This is a genomic window from Jeotgalibacillus malaysiensis (assembly GCF_044789845.1).
Classification (GTDB): Bacteria; Bacillota; Bacilli; order Bacillales; family Jeotgalibacillaceae; genus Jeotgalibacillus; species Jeotgalibacillus malaysiensis_A.
Window position 1 is genome coordinate 2,248,992 of sequence record NZ_CP085252.1, and the last position, 21,272, is coordinate 2,270,263.

Here is a 21,272-nt window from a genome sequence, read left to right on the forward strand (position 1 = left end):
ATCGCACAGGTGAGATAGCTCTCCAGAACATTACAGCTCTGACAGCCCTGCATTTTTTAAATACAGAACCAGCAAAAAATCTGATGAATGATTTTCTGCTTCGGCGGTCCGCACCTTTCACACTGCCTCTCAGGGTTTCATCACCCTCTGCAGTGGTACTCTTTGCGTCCGCACCTCTATCACCACTTTAAAATAAAGTGTTTAATTGTGAATCATTATAGCACGTGACGATTAAGCCTTCAACGCTATTCATTTAATTTTTTTATTACTTTTTCTGCTGTTTTCGCAGGAACCCCTGCTTTTACAATTTCTTCAAGGGACGCTTCTCTCAGCTTTTTAACAGATCCGAAATACTTCAGCAGCTGCTTTTTACGTTGAGGTCCAACGCCTTCAATCTCATCAAGTACTGACTGAATGGAGTTTTTCGCGCGCAGCTGTCTGTGAAACGTAATCGCAAAACGATGGACTTCATCCTGAATCCGCTGCATAAAGTAAAACTCCTGACTGCGCCTGTTCAGCGGAACGACTTCTAGCGGGTCACCATATAACAGCTGGGAAGTATTGTGACGGTCGTCCTTGGCAAGGCCTGCTACAGGAATATCAAGACCGAGCTCATGACGCAAAATTTCCTTTGCCGCCTCAATCTGCCCTTTTCCTCCATCGATAACAATCAGATCAGGCATTGGCAGTTCATCCTTCAGCACTCTTGAATACCTTCTTCTGATTACTTCTCTCATAGATTCGTAATCATCCGGTCCCTGCACCGTTTTTATTTTATATTTCCGGTAATCTTTCCTGGCCGGCTTACCGTCTACAAAAACAACCATCGCAGATACAGGGTCAGACCCCTGTATATTGGAGTTATCAAATGCTTCAATTCTATAAGGCGTATAGATATTCATTGCATGACCTAAATTCTCTGCCGCTTTAATCGTTCTTTCTTCGTCACGCTCAATCAGCGCAAACTTTTCAGTCAGTGCAATTGAAGCGTTTTTCGCTGCCAGATTGACGAGATCTTTCTTTTGTCCTCTGACTGGCTGCCTGACATTTGTCTCAAGCAACTCTTCTGCCATTTGCTGATCAATCGTCTGCGGGATTAAGACTTCTTTTGGTTTAAAATGATTTGCCTTCATATAGAACTGACCGAGGAAGGAAAGGAATTCACCTTCTGCTTCATCATAAATTGGAAACATCGATACATCCCGTTCAATCAGCTTGCCCTGCCGGATAAAGAATACCTGAACACACATCCACCCTTTATCCACTGCATAACCGAAAATATCACGGTTTGTAAAATCATTCATCGTCATTTTCTGCTTTTCCATTGTTGCTTCAATATGAGCGATTTGATCCCGGAATTCTTTTGCCCGTTCGAATTCAAGGTTTTCTGCAGCATGTTCCATTTTAACTTTCAGATCTTTTTTTACTTCTTTAAAACCGCCATTCAAAAACCTGGCGATATCTTCAGTCATCTGACGATAGGTGCTTTGTTCCACTTTGAATTCACACGGCGCCAGACATTGTCCCATATGATAATACAGACAGACTTTATCAGGCATCGTCCTGCATTTTCTTAATGGATACATTCTGTCGAGCAGCTTTTTTGTTTCGTTTGCAGCCTGCGCGTTCGGGTAAGGTCCAAAATACTTTCCTTTATCTTTCTTAACTTTACGGGTAATGAGCAGTCTCGGATGTCGCTCTGCGGTTACCTTAATAAATGGATAATGCTTATCATCTTTTAACATAACATTATACTTAGGGTCATGTTTTTTGATCAGGTTTAATTCAAGTACGAGTGCCTCCATGTCCGATGAAGTCACGATATATTCAAAGTCCTCTATTTCTGAAACCAGCCGCTGTGTTTTCCCATCATGCGATCCGGTAAAATAGGATCTTACTCTATTTTTAAGCACCTTCGCTTTCCCTACATAGATAATCGTACCCTGTCTGTCCTTCATCAGATAACAGCCGGGCTGGTCAGGAAGGACTGCAAGTTTATGTTTAAGCTGGTCTTTCATCTCTTTAGCCTCCTGCACACGTGTTACCTTTATTTTACTCAATTAAAAGCTATAAGCAAAATAAAAGCCGGGCACATGGCCCGGCTCAGTTATTATGCATGCTTATTTAATAATTCTTCTAGTGCTTCTTTCGGCTGGAAGCCTACTACTTTGTCAACAATTTCTCCGTCTTTGAATACGACAAGAGTTGGGATACTCATTACACCGTATTTGCTTGCTGTTTCCTGGTTTTCATCAACATCAAGCTTTACGATTTTTACTTTATCGCCCATATCAGAATCAAGCTCTTCAAGAACCGGTGCAATCATTTTACAAGGTCCGCACCAAGTAGCCCAGAAGTCTGCCAGTACTAAACCTTCTTTTGTTTCAGTTGCGAATGTTTGATCTGTTGCGTGTGCAATTGCCATGTGTAATTCCTCCTTGTTGAATACGAATATAGTCAAAGTATAGCAGGGAGACTATTGTATTTCCACGTTTTTGCCTGAGAATTAAAAAGAGCCTAAGACAAGGTGTCAGGCTCTTAAAATCGTTTCGCTTCGCTTCAGGCGGACGCTTTCTGCGGCCGGGCGGTGAGCCCTTTCCGCGAGTCGCCGCCTTCCGCTCCGCTGCACTCAGACTTAGATAAATCATTAGTCCGTTTTTATATTTCAGTTTATTAAATGAATTAAGATACTTTCACTTTTTTGAATTCTTCGATCAGCAGTGGGACTACATCGAAAAGGTCTCCGACGATGCCGTAGTCCGCTACTTTGAAGATGTTTGCTTCAGGGTCTTTGTTGATTGCAACGATCACTTTTGAGTTAGACATTCCAGCCATGTGCTGAATTGCACCTGAGATACCACATGCGATGTAAAGGTCCGGTGTTACAACTTTACCAGTCTGACCGATCTGCAGTGAGTAATCGCAATAGTCTGCATCACATGCTCCGCGGGATGCACCTACTGCACCGCCAAGAAGGTCTGCCAGTTCTTTAAGCGGTTCAAAGCCATCTTCACTCTTAACACCGCGTCCGCCAGCAACGATTACTTTAGCTTCTGACAGGTCAACGCCATCAGTTGCTTTTCTCACTACCTCTTTAATAATTGTTCGCAGGTCTGTAATGTCAACACTTACTGATGATACGTCCCCTGAACGTCCCTCTTCTTTATCAAGTGCAGGAATGTTATTCGGACGGATTGTAATGAATGTCAGACCATCTTTGATCACTTTTTTCTCAAATGCTTTACCGCTGTAGATTGGACGAATGAACTTCGGTGAATCGCCGTCCGCTTCAATTGCAGTAACATCTGATACTAGTCCGCTTTTCAGTCTGCTTGCAAGCTTAGGTGACAGATCCTTACCTAATGAAGTGTGTCCCATGACAATTCCTTCAGGGTTTTCCTGCTCGATTACTGCAAGGAATGCCTGAGAGAAGCCATCTGAAGAGTATTGCTCAAGCTTTGCATCCTCGACTGTAATCACTCGGTCTGCGCCATAGGCTACCAGTTCATTTGCAACGTCTGCGATTCCGTTACCGATTAGTACGCTGATAACTTCTCCACCGTCAGCAATTGTCTTACCCGCTGCAATTGCTTCAAATGATACGTTTCTAAGTGAACCTTCTCTTGTTTCTGCTAATACAAGTACTTTTTTGCTCATCGGTTAAACCTCCTGAATAGTTATAGAGTTAGACTACTTTTGCTTCAGTACGAAGAAGTTGAACAAGTTCTTTTACCTGTTCGTCAACTTCACCTTCAAGAATGCGACCAGCTTCTTTTGCCGGTGGCAGATAAATTTCAACCGTTTCTGTTTTAGGTTCTACATCGTCTTCATCAAGATCAAGATCATCAAGTTCGATTTCATCAAGCGGTTTTTTCTTCGCTTTCATAATACCCGGCAGCGATGGGTATCTTGGGTCATTCAGCCCCTGCTGAGCTGTCACTAATAGTGGAAGTGTTGTTTCGATTGTTTCTGAGTCACCTTCAACATCACGCACAATCTCAACTTTCTCTCCGTCTACTTTAATGCTTGTAATTGTTGTTACATAAGGAATGTCCAGGTAATCAGCTACCCGTGGTGCAACCTGTCCTGACCCACCGTCGATTGCAACATTACCCCCGATAATCAGATCTGCCTCTTTATCTTTCAGATATTCAGAAAGGATTTTTGCAACTGAAAATTCATCTGTCATATCTACATCATCTTCAATATTAATCAGCACTGCTTTATCAGCACCCATTGCAAGTGCAGTACGAAGTTGCTTTTCAGTTTCCTCGTCTCCGACAGACACAACTGTTACTTCTCCGCCGTGCGCGTCCTTCAGCTGAATCGCTTCTTCAATCGCATACTCGTCGTATGGGTTAATGATGAATTCCGCACCATCCTCAGCGATTTGTCCGCCTTGAACAGAAATTTTTTCCTCAGTGTCAAACGTTCTTTTCATTAGCACATAAATGTTCATGTATATTCCCTCCTATTAATTATTGACCTTTAAATTCAGGTTTTCTTTTTTCAATGAATGCACTGATACCTTCTTTTGCATCCTCAGAAACAAATACATCCCCGAAGATCTCAGCCTCTCTTGCAACCCCTTCATGAAAATCAGCTGTTTTTGCATACTGGAGCAGCTCTAATGCAGCTTTTACTGAAATCGGACTTTTAGCGGCCAGCTTCGTTGCAAGCGCTTTCGATTTTTCGTGCACTTCATCTTCCGGAAATGCTTTATTAGCCAGCCCGTACTGGACAGCTTCCACACCTGAAATTGGATCACTTGAAAGAAGCATTTCTGCAGCTCTTGCAAATCCAACGTAGCGCGGCAGCCGCTGTGAGCCGGCAAACCCTGGTACAAGACCCAACTGAAGCTCCGGCAGGCCAAGTTTGGCTGTTTCACTTACATAGCGGATATGACATCCCATTGCAAGCTCAAGTCCCCCTCCAAGTGCAGCACCGTGAATAGAAGCAATAATCGGCTTTGAGAACGCTTCCATTCTTTCAAAAACTTGTTGGCCTTTTTCAGCCAGTTTGGAGAACTCAGCTCCGGTTTCGACCTGAGTGAATTCTTTAATATCCGCTCCGGCCGAGAAGAAGCGACCTTCACCGTGAATCAGCAGCACGCGGACATTCTCATCATGCTCTACTGCGTCAAGCCACCCGTCAACTTCGCGGATCAGATCACTTGCCAGCGCGTTAGCCGGCGGACGGTTGATCACAGCAGTTGAAATATACTGATCATTCTCCCATTTTAAGAAACTCATCCTGTTCTCCCCTTCACTTGCATAATCCTTTTACCAAAAGCCTATGTACGCCTGGTGACAGGTCAGTGATTGAATACTTCTGGTCATTAATCACCCAGCTTGTGGCCACCTCATCAATCGTACCAAATACCATCTGCCTTGCCAATCGAATATCTAAATCCTCTGATAAAACGCCGGTTTTAACACCGTTTTGCAAGACGTCATCAACGAGCACCAGATATTCTTTTAATACTTTATTTATCCTCATTCTGATATCTTTATTGGACTGCCTCAGTTCAAGCTGTGTTACAATAGCTAAATGGTGATCGTCAGCAAGCATTTGGAAATGACTTTCTACAAGTATTTTCAGCTGCTCTACAGCGTCTTCAGTACCGGCCATTTTGTTTCTGATTTTCTGAACGAACTGTCCCATTTTCTCTTCAAAAAGAGAGATCAGAATATCTTCTTTATTTTTAAAATATAAATAGATCGTTCCATCTGCTACCCCGGCCTGCTTGGCAATCTTTGAAACCTGTGCATGATGGTAGCCGTTTTCAGCAATGACCACTACGGCTGCATCAATAATTAATTTATATTTTGGTTTATCTTTCTTCATCCGGTCATCACCCTTCAATCACATATAAAAAAGACGAAAATATGAATGACTATTCATTCATATTTTCATCTTACTAAGAAAACCTATCTCCGTCAAGAAAAAACATTGTTAAGATGAATGCTTCTGCTTCTGCTTCTGCTTCTGCTGCTGCTTTTCCTTCTCTTCTTCAACCAGCTGTCTTCTGAGAATTTTACCGACTGCTGTTTTAGGAAGTTCATCACGGAATTCATAAATTCTAGGCACCTTATATGACGCCATATTTTTTCTTGCAAACTCATCTAACTCTTCTTCAGTTGCTTTCTGATTCTGTTTCAGCACAACGAACAGCTTAACAGTCTCTCCACGGTAAGCATCAGGTACGCCAACAGCAACAACTTCCTGAACTGCAGGATGCTCATACATCACTTCTTCAATTTCACGCGGGTAAATGTTAAAACCACCAGCAATGATCATGTCTTTTTTACGGTCGACCACATAAAAGTAACCTTCTTCATCCATATATCCGAGATCTCCGGTATACAGCCAGCCATCACGTAATACTGCTGCTGTTTCTTCAGGCTGATGCCAGTAACCCTTCATGATCTGTGGACCTTTTACTAGAATTTCCCCCACTTCACCAGGTGGCAGCTGTTCACCATTTTCCATCGAAACAACTTTAGATTCCGTATCAGGCCAAGGTACGCCTACGCTTCCCTTCACACGCTTCGCATTCCAGATAAAGTTTGAATGTGTAACCGGAGAAGATTCAGTCAGTCCGTATCCTTCTACCAGTTTCCCACCAGTCACCTTTTCGAATTCCTCCTGCACTTCAACCGGCAGTGGTGCTGAACCGCTCAGGCAGGACTCAACTGAAGTAAGATCATACTTCTTCAGGTCAGGGTGATTCAAAATACCGATATAAATCGTCGGTGCGCCAGGGAAGATCGTCGGCTTTTGCTTATGAATCGTTTTCAGCGCTGTTTCAACATCAAACTTAGGCAGCAGGATCATCTTATAGCCCTGCATAATTGAAAGAATCATAACAGTCGTCATACCGTACACGTGGAAAAACGGTAATATACCCAGAATACTTTCTTCACCTTTTTTGTTTTTATACAACCACGCGTCACACATAGAGGCATTCGCAATCAGATTTTTATGCGTCAGCATGACACCTTTTGGAAAGCCTGTCGTTCCGCCTGTATATTGCAGGATCGCAATATCTTCTTCAAAATCAAGCGGCGGGATACTCGGATCAGGTGTTGACGTTTTTAAAATTTCCGTCAGCAGATGATTACTGCCTGCGTGTTCCACTTTTACTGTAAGACCGTATTGCTTTTTCTGGATAAATGGATAAATTAAATTCTTTGGAAAAGGAAGAAAATCTTTAATCGCCGAAATAATAATGTGTTCAAGATCTGTGTCATTAAAAACCTTAGAAATCCTTGGAAATAAAATATCCATTGAAATGATTGCTTTAGCTCCTGAATCTTTCATCTGGTATTCAAGCTCGCGTTCTGTATAGAGTGGATTTGTCTGAACGACTACACCACCTGCGTATAAAATTCCGTAATACGCAATCACAGATGCCGGCATATTCGGCAGCATAATGGCTACACGATCACCTTTTTGAATACCGATGTCCTGCAGATACTTTGCCATTTTCAGAGATGATTCGTACATTTCCTTAAACGTGAATTCTTTTCCCATGAAATGTACCGCAATTTTTTCCGGCCACTGTTTTGCTGCTTCAGTTAAGTAGGCGTGCACCGGTTTTGGTTCGTATTCCAGGTGAGTAGGAATTGTATCGGGGTAAAGCTTCAGCCAAGGCTGTGATGACATCATAAAACCTCCTTCTTTTTAGTAAAATAATTAGAAAATTCTCATTTCTAACTTTATTATAATCTAAAAAGAAAACGGTTACAATTTATATATGAGAAAAAAGACACAGAGTCCCTTTTCATTTATTAATATATTTAAAACGCGCTGATGGTTTCAGTTACAGGGGTATGCTTTCCGCTGTCAGCGGGTGAACCCCTCCGCTTTCGCCTTATGATCTCACCTGTCCCTTTTCCGCCGGAGGGAGTTGCCCCCTCCAGCGAGAACCATCATCTGTAAAAAAACATGATTTATGACTTATTAAACCTTTATTCAAAGTGTTAATCATTTAATTTATTGCGAATTAAATGATTAACAGTCGCTGAAATCTTAAAAAACCTACAGCGTGACTAAATAAATAATACCGATCACCATAAAGACTGCGCAGCAGACGATGAGGATTTTGATTAAGTTTTCCATTTTCTATTCTCTCCTAGTTTATACTCGCTCCGATGACATATGACAGTCCAATTGAAATGAGCATTGAAATGAGTCCGACTGCTCTGTTATCTGATTTAATTTCTTCATCAACCTTAAAGCCCGGTGTCAGAAATTCAAAGACGAAATAGGCTATCAACAGTAAAACAAACCCGTAAAGTCCCCAGCCCATCATCGTTAATAACGTATCGTGCTGACTGATAGAGCTTTGGAAAATGTTTGCGATTCCAAATACTTTCCCGCCCGTTGCCATTGCAACTGAAAGATTACCGTTTTTAATTTCTTCCCAGTTCTTATATTTGGTGACTAATTCAAAAATTGACAGGAATACGATCATACAAACGACTACAACACTGAAGTATCCGGCTGTTTCGATCAGGGGATGCTGCCAGAATCCTTCCATACCGCTCACCTTCTGTTCCATTATTTGAACTCAACAACGGTTACACCGCTGCCTCCTTCACCGTCTTCACCAAGGCGTACCTTTTTCACTGAACGGTGATTTTTTAATTTTTCCTGTACGCCTGATCTAAGGGCACCGGTGCCTTTTCCGTGAATAATTGAAACACGTGGATATCCGGCGAGCAGTGCATCGTCAATATATTTATCCACTCTCAGCAGTGCATTCTCAAATCTTTCTCCGCGCAGGTCAAGCTCTAAGTCGACATGGAAATCTTTCCCTTTAACGGTTGCCAATGGTTTTGGATCCGGCTTTTTCTCACCTTTAATTAATTCAAGATCTGCTTCTTTCACTTTCATTTTCAGGATACCAATTTGTACAGCCCATTCTTTTTCGTCTGTCTTTTTAATCAGCGTCCCCTTCTGACCGAAGCTCAGTACATTGACTTCATCACCAGGCTGGAGTTTTCGTTCTGATTTTGATTTAGGCTGTTTCTTTTTATCAGATGATTTAGGTGCAGCGTCATCCAGACGTTTCCTCGCATCAATGAGCTCATGTTCCTTTACATCTGCCTGTTTCTCAAATCGTAGCTGTCTAAGCTCTGACATCACTTGTTCTGCTTCGGCTTTGGATTTTTCAACAATCTCCTGAGCCTTTAATTTCGCCTTTTCCATCATGTCATCTTTCTTCGAATAGTATTCAGCCATTTGCTTTTGCAGATCCCGGTGGATGTTTTCAGCATCTTTTAATAGTTCGTGCGCTTCTTCATAGTCTGTCTCCGCACTTCTTCTGCTCGTCTCAAGAGAAGCAATCATTGCTTCAACCGCTTTACTGTCTGTCCCGACAAAAGATTTTGCATGTTCAATGACATGATCACTTAAACCGAGTCGCTTTGAAATATCAAATGCATTACTGCGGCCGGGCACACCGATCAGTAATCTGTATGTTGGACTTAACGTCTCAACATCGAACTCCACGCTCGCATTAATGACACCGTCACGATTGTATCCATAAGCTTTTAATTCCGGGTAATGGGTTGTTGCGACGACTCTTGCACCAATTCCATGTACCTCATCAAGAATAGAAATCGCAAGTGCAGCACCTTCCTGAGGATCGGTACCTGCTCCAAGTTCATCAAACAGTACCAGACTCTCACTATCTGCCTGCTTTAAGATCTCCACAATATTCACCATATGAGAAGAGAAGGTACTCAAACTCTGTTCAATAGACTGCTCGTCCCCAATATCCGCGTGGACAGATTGAAATACAGCGATTTCGGAACCATCCAGTACAGGAATTGGCAGACCTGCCTGAGCCATTAATGTGCATAAGCCGATTGTCTTTAACGTAACGGTCTTACCACCTGTATTTGGTCCTGTAATCACAATAGTTGAAAATTCTTCGCCCAGATAAATATCATTGGCAACTGCTTCATCTATCGTTAAAAGCGGGTGACGTGCTTTATTCAGTTTAATGATTCCCTGATCATTCACTTCAGGTTTTGTTGCTTTGATTGTGCGTCCGTATTTAGCTTTTGAAAACATAAAGTCAAGATCTGCAAGTATATCGACTGTTAACAGCAGACTTTCTGCTTCCTGCTGCACTTCAAGTGAAAGTGCAATGAGAATTTTTTCGATTTCCTCCTGCTCCTTCAGTCGCTGTTCTCTCAGCTGATTATTGAACTGTACAATGGATGCAGGTTCGATAAAAAGCGTCTGACCAGAGGATGACTGATCGTGCACGATCCCTCCGTAATGACTTCTGTATTCCTGTTTTACAGGGATGACGTAGCGGTCGTTACGGATTGTAATAACTGCATCTGAAAGCATCGTAGCAGCGTTTTTAGAACGGATCGCACTTTCAAGCTTTTCTCTCACTCTGCTCTCACTCGTTCTGATTCTCTGACGGATTGCGCGCAGCTCAGTGCTGGCTGAATCGAGTACTTCCCCGCTCTCATCAATCGAATCAAAAATCTGGTGCTCAAGCGGCGTTAAAATGGCCAGCATTTCTTTCTTCTCAGTGATAATCGGTATTGAGATTTCCCGTTCCTCATGCAGGTCCTCTACGAAGTTCCTGATGTTTTTACCCGCTCTGATTGTACTTGCCACCTGGATCAGTTCAGCAGCACTTAACATACCGCCAATCTGTGAGCGTTTAATATGTGGTCTGATATCAAATATACCGCCAAGTGGCATACCGCCTTTCACTCTTAAAATGGTGGCTGCCTCATCTGTTTCATTCTGCAACCGCTGGACTTCTTCAAGTGAAAAAGAAGGTTCCATTTTTTCGATTCTCGTTGAACCAAGTGATGAAGCTGCATGCTCCATCACCAGGTTTTTAATTTTATTAAATTCAAGTGTTTTAATTGATTTTTTCAACAGCTTTCTCTCCTTAATCGTTGCGTTTCAGGAATTTCATCAGTTCTTCAAGCGTATAGGCGTTGACTACTGATTCTTTTTTCAGCCATCCTTTACGTCCAACTTTTACACCGAGATCCATGAAATCCAGATGCGTCCGGTCATGTGCATCTGTGTTGATCAGAATCGGCACACCCATTTCCTGTGCCTTTGATACATTCTCATGATTGAGATCAAAGCGGTACGGGTTAGCATTTAGTTCAAGTGCTGTTTTAGTTTCTGCAGCTCTTTTAATTAATTGATCCATATCCGGCTCGTAGCCTTTCCGCTCTCCGACAATCCTGCCGGTTGGATGCGCGATAAAATCCACGTGCGGATTTTGAAGCGCAGTTTCAAGTCTCGTCATAATTTTTTCCTGTGATTGTGAAAATGAAGAATGGATTGAAGCGATGACGATATCAAGCTCAGCCAGCAGGTCATCTTCATAGTCAAGTGACCCATCAGGCAGGATATCCATTTCAATCCCTGCGAGCACTTCAATTTCATCATATTTTTTATTCAGTTCTCTGATTTCTGCGATCTGTTTTCTTAAGCGTTCCGCAGAAAGCCCATTTGCTACTTTTAAAAACGCTGAGTGATCAGTAATTGCCATGTAATCGTATCCTTTTTCGATACATGCTTCAATCATTTCCTCTAAAGAGTAAGCCCCATCACTCCAGGTCGTATGCATATGCAGGTCACCTTTGATGTCACTAAGTGTGATCAGCCCTGCTGCTTCTTCATGCCTTTCTACTTCCCTGCCATTTTCACGCAGTTCAGGTGAGAGATATTTAAGATCGAAATAATTGAAAAATTCCTCTTCTGTTTCAAACGTTTTTAATTCACCTGTTTCGTTATTGTCAACACCGTACTCACTGATTTTTTCACCGCGTTCTTTCGCGATTTGTCTCAGTTTTACGTTGTGATCTTTAGACCCTGTAAAATGATGAAGTGTTGAAGGGAATGCCTGATCTTCTATCAACCGGATATCAATCGAGAGTTCAACGCCGCGCTCAAGAACAATCGATACTTTCGTATCACCATTTGCAATCACTTCTTTCAGCCCTTCCACCTGTAAAATCTGCTCTCTTACTTTTTCCGGCTGATCAGTTGACGCAATAAAATCAAGGTCCTTAACAGTCTCGGATGTTCTGCGCAGACTGCCTGCTCTTGAATAGCGTGTAATCTCTTTGATCCCGCCGAGCAGTAGATCAATTTCTTCTGCAATTGGTAAAACAGTTGCGATCGGAAGACGTTCAGGCCTGCTGCCGGCATTTTGTGCAGCAGCCAGGATTTTTTCTTCAGTTTTCGCACCAAATCCTGATAGCGCCTGCACTTTACCTTCTTCACAGGCTTTAATTAAATCTTCAACTGTTTCAACACCAAGCTCCTGATACAGCCTGGCAATCTTTTTACCGCCTAGCCCCGGCAGCTTTAACAGTGGAATCAAGCCTTCAGGCACTTCTTTTTTTAATGACTCAAGTACTTCAGATTCACCTGTTTCAACAAATTCTTTCATCACAGCTGCAGTACCTTTACCGACTCCTTTAAGCGCAGTCAGGTCTTCAATCTGCGAAAGGCTCCGCTGATCGGTTTCAAGTGCCTGTGCAGCTTTTCTGAATGCGCTGATTTTAAAAGGATTCTCTCCTTTCAATTCCATATAAATCGCAATTTTTTCAAGTAATTTAATAATATCTTTTTTATTCAATCTGACCGCTTCCTTTCGTTAAAAAGCCCGGAATCCACGACGGGGAATTCCGGGCTTTCTTCATGTTTAAGATGATGACGATCGCGTTTCCAGCCACCAGTCTTTCACTTGTTCTGAAAACACGGGTGTATGTTCAAGAATAAACGCTGCAATCCAGGAATCGGATAATGTACTTTGAATCATTCCCATAGGAATCATTGCAGCAATATAAATCAGTACAAATAACACAAGATACATTTCAATAAAGCCCATCAGTCCTCCACCGACAACGTTCAATGGCCGGAGCATCGGGAACTGGGCAACTGAATCAAACATTGACCCGATCAGCTGCATAATAATTTTAGCAGCAAAGAAGATAATTGCAAAAGCAATGATCCGGTAATAGGCATCTTCAAGGTTCACAGACTCAGCAATTAAACTGAGACGTGAATCAGTATCAAAAGCAGGGTATGGCACCCATAGCACAAGCTTAGGCGCTAATTGCTCATAATACCTGTATGCGAGGAAAAATGAAATGATAAATCCTATCATATGAATTAATTGTAATATAAATCCGCGGCGGAGTCCGATCAGGAAGCCGGCCAAAAGCAAAATGAATAACAGCAAATCCAGCATCTAGCATTCAATCCCTTAAATTTTTTAATTCTTTCTCGAGTTCTTCCATTTCTTCTTTTAACTTCAGATAATCATGTACTGCATTAACTGCTGTCAGTACAGCCAGCTTAGATGTATCGAGCGCCGGATTAACCGAGCTGATCTCTCTCATTTTTTCATCAACCATTGAGGCAACAAGTCTGATATGAGACGTGGACTCACTGCCTACGATGGAGTAAGATTGTCCATAGATGTCAACACTTGTGCGGTTTTTACGATTGTTCGACAACGCAGCTGCCCCCATTCTCAAGAATCCTAATCACTATCATAACACGTAGAATTTGGAGATGAAAAGAAAAGTTGATTATATTTACATGTCACGCTAATATGGTACGCTGACAAAGCAAATCTTGTCTATATAAAGGAGAAATAAATGGAGAATGCAGTCTTAACTTTACCAATTTCAAAGATCAATGAAATGAAGGTACACTACCAGTCTTTTTTAAAGCCAAGCCCTCCGGCAGGTGCGCTTTTCGCTGCGAAAGGACCTACTTATTCAATTACGGCCTATAAATCCGGAAAAGTGCTGTTCCAGGGACAAAGCGGGGTACAAGAAGCTGCTAAATGGGGTCCTGCAGAACAAAAGACAAAGAAGATTTCTGCCCCCTCTAATAAAAGCCTGCCGCAACATATTGAGGAAATGTCGATTATCGGGACAGATGAGGTAGGTACAGGAGATTATTTCGGTCCAATTACAGTCGTTGCTGCTTACGTCTCAAACGATCAGCTCAACCTGTTAAAAGAATTGGGTGTAAAAGATTCCAAGCACCTCACAGATGAAACAATTGTGAAAATTGCCAAGGACCTGATTCATACAATTCCATACAGCCTCCTCACATTACCAAATGAAAAGTATAATGCCAAACAGCAGCAGGGCTGGACGCAGGGGAAAATAAAAGCGGTCCTGCATAATCAGGCAATTATACATTTAAGAAAAAAGATCTCACCTGTCACCCCTGAATGTGTGCTGATTGATCAATTTGCTGAGGAAAAAGTTTATTATCGTCACATCAGTGGGGAAAAAGCGATCTACAGAGAAAATGTCTATTTCAGCACAAAAGCTGAAGGGATTCATCTTGCTGTCGCAGCAGCTTCCATTATTGCAAGGTACGCTTTTATCAAAGCAATGGACCAGCTGAGTCAGGAAGCCGGGTTTACATTACCTAAAGGCGCAGGCGCGAAGGTCGACCAGGCAGCAGCCAGACTCATCCGTTCAAAAGGTGAGAGCAGCCTGGATCATTTTACGAAAAAGCATTTTGCGAATACGCAAAAAGCGAAGAAGCTTGTATAGAGGTTGTTTTATATCGTGTGGCACAGTGGGGACGGAGTTGACTGTGCCACTTTTAGAATCATTCTAAAAATGAACCACTCAACTCCGTCCCCAATGAGTCACCCAAATCATGTAAAAAAGCTGAGACAACAACGTCTCAGCTTTTTTCTATTACGAACGCAATTCTGCGCCGGTTTTTTCTTTTACTGCATCAAGCACCTGATTATGTGCTTTCAAGACCTCTTCATCAGTCAGCGTACGTTCAGGGTCCAAGTACGTCAGTGAGAATGCAAGAGATTTCTTCCCCTCTTCCATTTTATCTCCCTGGTACAGATCAAATAACTGTACGTTTTTCAGCAGCTTTCCACCGGCTTCTTTAATGATTGCTTCGAGTGTACCTGCTGCAACTGCTCTGTCAGTTACAAGTGCGATATCTCTTGAAATTGAAGGATATCTAGGGATTGCGCTGTATTTCAGTGGTGCAGTTTCATCGCCGTAGATCTCTTCAAGCTTGACTTCAAAAACGTATGTTTCTTTCAGATCAAGCTCTTTTGCTTTTACAGGGTGAACCTGGCCCACAATACCAACCTGCTGATCTTTATAATAGACAGCCGCTGTTCTGCCCGGGTGCATATGGTCCATTTTAGCCGCTTCGTAACGGATTTCATCGCTGATACCGAGTTTTTCCCACAGGGCATCCAGGATTCCTTTTGCTACATAAAAATCAACCTGTTTTTTCTCACCCTGCCATGGATGCAGCTGCCAAAGACCAGTCAGTGCACCTGCAAGATGTTCTTCCTCATTTGGAAGCTCTGAGCCTTCAGCCAGGAATACTGATCCTGTCTCATAAAATGCTGAAGATTCTTTTTGTCTTGCACTGTTATAGGAAACACTTTCAAGTAGCTGAGGAATGATACTTTGTCTGAGCTGGCTTCTCTCTTCACTCATTGGCATCATCAGTTCAACAGGTGTTTTTACATCAAGCGCAAATTCAGTCACCTTTTGCTGGTTTGTCAATGAATACGTCACAGCCTGGACAAGTCCTGCACCCTCCATTGTCTGGCGGATCAGACGGCGCTTTTGCTGGCGCGGCGATAAGCCACCCGGATTTGTTTCGTGTACAGGAAGTGTCATTGGAATATTGTCATATCCAAATAGACGTGCAACTTCCTCAATCAGATCTTCTTCAATTTCAAGATCTCCGCGTCGCGTTGGAGCAGCAACTGTGATTAATCCCTCATTCGCAGATGCATCTATCTGTAATCTGCGGAAAATGTCCAGTACCGCCTCTTCAGTCAGTTCAGTGCCTGTCACACGATTAATTTTTTCAAGCGTGATTGAGATTTTCTTTTCCTGAATATCCATGTGATCCGCTGCAGAAGTGCCTGAGAGCACTTTTCCATCCGCATAAAGTGTTAACAGCTGTGCTGCACGCTCTGCTGCAAGTGCCGCACGTTTCGGATCTACACCTTTTTCAAAACGGGAGCTCGCTTCACTGCGAAGGCCGATTTCTTTAGATGTCTGCCGGACAGATGATGGCGCGAAATATGCCGATTCAATGACTACATTGACGGTCTGGTCTGTTACTTCACTATCATATCCACCCATCACGCCGGCAATTGCCATAGGCACTTCGCCATTTGTGATGACAAGATGATTTTCGCTCAGTTCTCTTTCAGCTTCATCAAGTGTTTTGATCTTTTCACCCTGTTTTGCAAGACGGATTACAATTTCACCTGTTTTGATCTGATCAAGGTCAAAGGCGTGGAGCGGCTGCCCGTATTCAATTAAAATGTAGTTCGTAATATCCACTACATTATTATGAGGTCTGATTCCTGCTGCAACGAGACGGTTTTTCATCCATTGTGGAGATTCACCGACTTTTACATCCTTTACTACTTTTGCAAGGTAGATCGGATTTTCATTCACAGCCTCAACACGCACTTTGATTGCATCTTCTGCACGCGCGTCAACCGTTTCATAGTTCAGATCCGGGAGCTTTACTGGGCGGTCTAAAATCGCACCAGTTTCATATGCTACCCCGATCATGCTCATCGCATCTGCACGATTAGGTGTCAGCCCGAGCTCAAGCACTGCATCATTAAGCATTAATGCTTCAAGTGCATCTGCGCCAACTTCTGCATTTTGTGGGAAATTGAAAATACCTTCCGCATATTTTTTCTCAATAAGTTTCGTTTCAACGCCAAGCTCCTGCAATGAACAGATCATTCCGTGGGAAGCTTCTCCGCGCAGCTTCGCTTTTTTAATTTTAAAGTTACCAGGCAGCACTGCGCCAACCTTTGCAACAGCTACCTTTTGACCTGCTGCAACATTTGGTGCACCGCAGATAATCTGTACATTTTCTTCCTCACCAACATCCACCTGACAAATGTTTAATTTGTCAGCTTCCGGGTGCTTCTCACACGATACTACGTGTCCGATCACAACATTTTTAATACCCTCTGCAGGAATTTCAACACCTTCCACTTCAATTCCTGAACGTGTAATTTTTTCAGCGAGTTCATCAGGTGTTACCCCGGATAAATCGATATATTCTTCAAGCCATTTATAAGATACAAACATGGTTCATCCTCCTTAGCGAATTTCTTTACGGGCGAATTGTTTTAAGAAACGGTCATCATTTGTATAGAAATGACGGATATCATCAATTCCATATTTCAGCATCGCAATTCGCTCAGGTCCCATACCAAATGCGAACCCTGTATATTTCTCAGGATCAAATCCCGCCATTTTCAGTACATTCGGATGCACCATACCTGCACCAAGAATCTCAATCCAGCCGGTTCCTTTACAAACGCTGCAGCCTTTTCCTCCACAGATCTTACATGAAATATCCATTTCAACTGAAGGCTCTGTAAATGGGAAGAAGCTTGGGCGTAATCTGATTTCACGGTCTTCACCGAACATTTTTTTAGCAAATATGTTAAGCGTTCCTTTAAGATCACTCATACGGATATTTTCATCCACTACAAGTCCTTCAATTTGCATAAACTGGTGTGAGTGCGTCGCATCATCATTATCACGACGATACACTTTACCAGGGCAGATGATTTTTACAGGACCTTTACCTGCATGTCGTTCCATCGTTCTTGCCTGTACCGGTGATGTGTGTGTTCTGAGCAAAACGTCTTCAGTTATATAGAAGGAATCCTGCATATCTCTTGCCGGGTGACCTTTTGGCAGATTAAGCGCCTCGAAGTTGTAATAATCCTTTTCAACTTCTGGCCCTTCTTCAACTGTGTAACCCATCGAAATAAACAGATCTTCAATTTCCTCAATGACCGTTGTCAGCGGGTGTGCATGACCTGCTGGTACAGGGCGGCCAGGAAGCGTTACATCAATTGACTCTTCAGCCAGCTGCTTTTCAACGGCTTCGTTTTCAAGACCTTCTTGCTTTTCTTCAATTGAACCTGCAATGCTGTCACGTACTTCATTTGCAAGAGCACCCATTTTCGGCCGTTCTTCTGCAGAGAGTTTTCCCATCCCTTTCAGGACTTCAGTGATCGGTCCTTTTTTACCGAGATAAGCGACTCTTACGTCATTTAATTCTTTCAGATCACTGGCATGCTGAACTTTTTCAAGTGCTTCCTGCTTTAATTCCTGTAAACGTTGTTCCATGTATACGTTCCTCCTTTATTTCAATACAAAAAAGCACTCCATCCCCTGGTAAAAAGGGACGAAGTGCTTAGATTCCGTGGTACCACCCTGATTGATCCGTCAACGATGACAGATCCGCTCATAAGACTGATAACGGCGTTTAGCCGGTACACCTTTACGCATATAGCGGTCCCGGTGACAACTCTGGAGGTGAACTTCATCAATAGTCTCTGCAGGCAGATTTTCAGTCCAGGATCCGCCTTCCCTTTTGAACAGATTGACCAGATTACTTTTCTCCGTCAACGTTTTTCATTTCATTCCTCAACAAGTATATACTACATTCAGAAAAATTTAAAGACCATCATTCACCTTTCAAATGATAAAGCAGAATCCCCGCTGCTATCGCAACATTCAAAGATTCGCTTTTTCCATAGATCGGTATATACAGGTTCTGATTAGTCAGCGCAAGCAATTCACTGTTAACGCCCGCTCCTTCATTCCCCATGATAAGCGCAAACTTTTCATTAGTTGAAGCTTCCTTATAATGTACAGCTCCCTGTAGTGATGTCCCGTACACTGGAATTTCACTCCCCTTACAATGTTCAATAACTGAGAATAAATCCTGCTTCAGTATTGGCAGGTGAAAATGACTGCCTTGTGCTGAACGTAAGACTTTTGCATTGTAGGGATCAGCTGTACCCTTGCCAAGAATTACTGCATCCATTCCTGCCGCGTCAGCCGTTCTGATCATCGTTCCAATATTCCCCGGATCCTGTATGGCATCAAGCATGAGAATGTTTGTCGCATGTAATGTTTCAAATTGTACTTCCGGCTGTCTGCAAACAGCAAAGACGCCCTGCGTATGCTCCGTTTCAGCCAATGCTAAAGAAATTTCCTCAGTTACAAAGTGGATCTCAACTGCTTCCATATAAGAAGGCAGCTCAATCCCTTCTTTAACAATCGCTTCTATCACTGCATCCGCTTTAATTGCTTCCTCAGTCAGGTGCCACCCTTCAACAAGAAACAAACCGCTCTTATCCCTGCCTTTTTTTGTGGTCAGCTTTTTCCATTCTTTTACCTTTGTATTTTGCAGTGATTGAATCACGTGTATGCACTCCTCTTTTATCGATTTCACTATTATAGCTGATTTTCATGTATAGACATAGTGAATGCGGAGAAGATAATGGTATCAAAGAATGGAGGGTACGTCATGAATTTAAATATCAGACAGACAGTGATGCATAATGTGAAAGACAATAATACTGAACAATTACAGGATACGATTGTGGATTCGATTCAAAGAGAAGAAGAGCAATTACTTCCGGGCCTCGGTGTACTATTTGAGATCATCTGGAAAGAAAGCGCTGCTGAAGAACAGCAGCGCATGCTTCAAACCCTTGAAAACGGCTTAAAACATTAAGTATTCAGGAGAAAATCGATTCCGAATATCGCAGCATAACCAAATGCGAGTGTCCAAATGGCAATACTGACAATCTGCCAGACCAGCACACGCGTTTTATCAGCTCCTAATGATAAAGCGATAAAAGCTGCAATATGAGTGCCAATCAGAATCGGTCCTAACAAAGACAGGCCCGGAAGACCATATTTGTTCCATACATTCCGGGCCCGGGTCTGGCGTTTGTTTTCTTTATGCGTTTGCTTTTTTTCATTTCTTTTTGCTAAGTATTCTTTTACTTTTTGAAATAATACAATGAGTAAAAATACAGTCAGCAGATTACCTGCAAAACCAGTTACCATCACCCAGAATGGTGACAGTCCCCTGAGGATCCCGAGCGGCACAACAAGCGCAATCTCAAGCCAGGGTGTTGCGGCTGCCAGGAATAAAAGTGCGTATTCAACAAGTAGCATATGGTGACTCCTTTAGATTCAATTTACTTCATTCAGTATATCATTAAAAAAGATGCCCCTGCTAAGAGGCATCTTTTCATTTAGTCAAATGTAATCGCATTCACTGCATCGCGGTCAAGCTTTTTAACTACTTCTACGATCAGCTTCACTGCATTTTCATAATCGTCTTTGTGGATCATCGCTGCATGTGAGTGAATATAGCGTGACGCAACTGTGATCGCGATTGAAGGTGCACCTGTTGCAGATAAATGGATTGAACCTGCATCCGTTCCTCCGCCGGCAATCGCATCAAACTGATAAGGAATTCCGTGCTCATCCGCAATATTTGTGATGAAGTCTCTAAGCCCTTTATGACCAACCATAGAAGCATCATAAAGTATAATCTGTGGACCTTTACCCATTTTTGAGCTTGCTTCTTTAGCTGTTATACCCGGTGTATCCCCTGCAATACCAACATCAACTGCAATCCCGATATCAGGATTAACAGCCACTGCAGCTGTACGTGCACCGCGCAGCCCGACTTCCTCCTGAACAGTACCAACACCAAACACTTCATTCGGGTGCTGCTGACCTTTCAGCTGTCTTAACACGTCAATCGCAATCGCACAGCCGATTCTGTTATCCCAGGCTTTCGCTAACAGCATCTTATCATTGTTCATGACAGTGAATTCAAAATAAGGTACAGCCATATCACCAGGCGTTACACCCCACTCGACTGCTTCTTCTCTTGACGAAGCACCGATATCAATAAACATATCTTTAATATCTACCGGCTTTTTACGCGCTTCGGGAGGCAGAATGTGCGGCGGTTTTGAACCGATTACACCTGTGATATCACCTTTTTTCGTCACGATCGTCACACGCTGTGCCAGCATCACTTGTGACCACCATCCGCCTACTGTCTGAAACTTAAGAAAACCTTTATCATCGATTTGTGTAATCATAAACCCGACTTCATCAAGGTGACCTGCTACCATAACGCGTGGCCCACCTGCTTTACCGGATTTCTTTGCGATTAAACTGCCGATACCGTCTGTTGTTACTTCATCAGCAAACGGTGATATGTATTTTTTCATGACCTCTCTTGGTTCATGTTCGTTACCCGGAATCCCTTTAGCATCTGTTAAATCTTTCAGCATTGTTAACTGCTCATCATATTTAGTCATTTCTTCGCCTCCCTAACTTATTACCAAGCAATATTATACCACTTCGCCA

19 protein-coding genes and 1 riboswitch are annotated in these 21,272 nt (G+C 42.7%); of the genes, 2 read left to right on the forward strand and 17 right to left on the reverse strand.

Annotated elements, in window-relative coordinates; genetic code table 11:
- Nucleotides 1-7 precede the first annotated feature (7 nt).
- A riboswitch (Lysine riboswitch) is annotated at nt 8-187 on the reverse strand.
- Between the two features lie 58 nt (nt 188-245).
- The 12 genes from uvrC to zapA all read right to left on the reverse strand — a co-directional run bounded on the left by uvrC (nt 246) and on the right by zapA (nt 13,529).
- A complete protein-coding gene (uvrC, locus tag LG330_RS12145; protein ID WP_404404197.1) occupies nt 246-2,018 on the reverse strand; it encodes an excinuclease ABC subunit UvrC in 1,773 nt (590 codons plus the stop codon).
- A gap of 92 nt (nt 2,019-2,110) precedes the next feature.
- On the reverse strand, nt 2,111-2,425 hold the full coding sequence (gene trxA / locus LG330_RS12150) for a thioredoxin (protein ID WP_404404199.1): 315 nt from the start codon (nt 2,423-2,425) through the stop codon (nt 2,111-2,113).
- Nucleotides 2,426-2,682: 257 nt separating this feature from the next.
- The gene (locus tag LG330_RS12155; RefSeq protein ID WP_404404201.1) at nt 2,683-3,657 is read right to left on the reverse strand and encodes an electron transfer flavoprotein subunit alpha/FixB family protein; all 975 of its coding nucleotides are present in this window, start codon (nt 3,655-3,657) and stop codon (nt 2,683-2,685) included.
- A 28-nt stretch (nt 3,658-3,685) separates the two neighbouring features.
- Nucleotides 3,686-4,459: an electron transfer flavoprotein subunit beta/FixA family protein gene (locus LG330_RS12160; RefSeq protein WP_404404203.1), complete on the reverse strand. Its 774-nt coding sequence runs from the start codon at nt 4,457-4,459 to the stop codon at nt 3,686-3,688.
- 19 nt (nt 4,460-4,478) lie between these two features.
- Complete coding sequence (locus LG330_RS12165) at nt 4,479-5,252, reverse strand: enoyl-CoA hydratase (RefSeq protein ID WP_404404205.1); 774 nt, start codon at nt 5,250-5,252, stop codon at nt 4,479-4,481.
- Between the two features lie 13 nt (nt 5,253-5,265).
- Nucleotides 5,266-5,847: a TetR/AcrR family transcriptional regulator gene (locus LG330_RS12170; protein ID WP_404404207.1), complete on the reverse strand. Its 582-nt coding sequence runs from the start codon at nt 5,845-5,847 to the stop codon at nt 5,266-5,268.
- Nucleotides 5,848-5,955: 108 nt separating this feature from the next.
- Nucleotides 5,956-7,671, reverse strand: coding sequence for a long-chain-fatty-acid--CoA ligase (locus tag LG330_RS12175; protein WP_404404209.1), 1,716 nt, complete (start codon nt 7,669-7,671; stop codon nt 5,956-5,958).
- Between the two features lie 466 nt (nt 7,672-8,137).
- A complete protein-coding gene (locus LG330_RS12180; protein ID WP_404409586.1) occupies nt 8,138-8,545 on the reverse strand; it encodes a DUF350 domain-containing protein in 408 nt (135 codons plus the stop codon).
- Nucleotides 8,546-8,565: 20 nt separating this feature from the next.
- Entirely contained in the window at nt 8,566-10,923 is a 2,358-nt protein-coding gene (locus tag LG330_RS12185; protein WP_404409587.1) for an endonuclease MutS2, read from the reverse strand.
- Nucleotides 10,924-10,933: 10 nt separating this feature from the next.
- Complete coding sequence (gene polX, locus LG330_RS12190; RefSeq protein WP_404404211.1) at nt 10,934-12,646, reverse strand: DNA polymerase/3'-5' exonuclease PolX; 1,713 nt, start codon at nt 12,644-12,646, stop codon at nt 10,934-10,936.
- Nucleotides 12,647-12,712: 66 nt separating this feature from the next.
- A complete protein-coding gene (locus LG330_RS12195) occupies nt 12,713-13,261 on the reverse strand; it encodes a CvpA family protein (protein WP_404404213.1) in 549 nt (182 codons plus the stop codon).
- Nucleotides 13,262-13,268: 7 nt separating this feature from the next.
- On the reverse strand, nt 13,269-13,529 hold the full coding sequence (gene zapA, locus LG330_RS12200; protein WP_404404215.1) for a cell division protein ZapA: 261 nt from the start codon (nt 13,527-13,529) through the stop codon (nt 13,269-13,271).
- A gap of 144 nt (nt 13,530-13,673) precedes the next feature.
- Between zapA and rnhC the strand changes: the two genes are divergently transcribed.
- The gene (gene rnhC / locus LG330_RS12205) at nt 13,674-14,591 is read left to right on the forward strand and encodes a ribonuclease HIII (RefSeq protein ID WP_404404217.1); all 918 of its coding nucleotides are present in this window, start codon (nt 13,674-13,676) and stop codon (nt 14,589-14,591) included.
- A 150-nt stretch (nt 14,592-14,741) separates the two neighbouring features.
- Here the strand turns inward: rnhC and pheT are convergent, their stop codons facing one another.
- The 3 genes from pheT to LG330_RS12220 all read right to left on the reverse strand — a co-directional run bounded on the left by pheT (nt 14,742) and on the right by LG330_RS12220 (nt 19,299).
- Nucleotides 14,742-17,153, reverse strand: a complete 2,412-nt coding sequence (gene pheT / locus LG330_RS12210) for a phenylalanine--tRNA ligase subunit beta (RefSeq protein WP_404404219.1) — start codon at nt 17,151-17,153, stop codon at nt 14,742-14,744.
- A 12-nt stretch (nt 17,154-17,165) separates the two neighbouring features.
- The gene (gene pheS / locus LG330_RS12215; RefSeq protein WP_404404221.1) at nt 17,166-18,209 is read right to left on the reverse strand and encodes a phenylalanine--tRNA ligase subunit alpha; all 1,044 of its coding nucleotides are present in this window, start codon (nt 18,207-18,209) and stop codon (nt 17,166-17,168) included.
- A gap of 340 nt (nt 18,210-18,549) precedes the next feature.
- Nucleotides 18,550-19,299, reverse strand: a complete 750-nt coding sequence (locus LG330_RS12220) for a TrmH family RNA methyltransferase (RefSeq protein ID WP_404409589.1) — start codon at nt 19,297-19,299, stop codon at nt 18,550-18,552.
- A 99-nt stretch (nt 19,300-19,398) separates the two neighbouring features.
- On the opposite strand from LG330_RS12220, the gene sspI reads away from it, so the two are divergent.
- Nucleotides 19,399-19,608, forward strand: a complete 210-nt coding sequence (sspI, locus tag LG330_RS12225) for a small acid-soluble spore protein SspI (RefSeq protein ID WP_404404223.1) — start codon at nt 19,399-19,401, stop codon at nt 19,606-19,608.
- Here the strand turns inward: sspI and LG330_RS12230 are convergent.
- Together LG330_RS12230 and LG330_RS12235 are read right to left on the reverse strand one after the other, a co-directional pair.
- Entirely contained in the window at nt 19,605-20,057 is a 453-nt protein-coding gene (locus LG330_RS12230) for a small multi-drug export protein (protein WP_404404225.1), read from the reverse strand. The two genes, sspI and LG330_RS12230, sit on opposite strands and share 4 nt — an antisense overlap.
- Nucleotides 20,058-20,137: 80 nt before the next feature.
- The gene (locus LG330_RS12235) at nt 20,138-21,223 is read right to left on the reverse strand and encodes a M42 family metallopeptidase (protein WP_404404227.1); all 1,086 of its coding nucleotides are present in this window, start codon (nt 21,221-21,223) and stop codon (nt 20,138-20,140) included.
- Nucleotides 21,224-21,272: the final 49 nt, after the last annotated feature.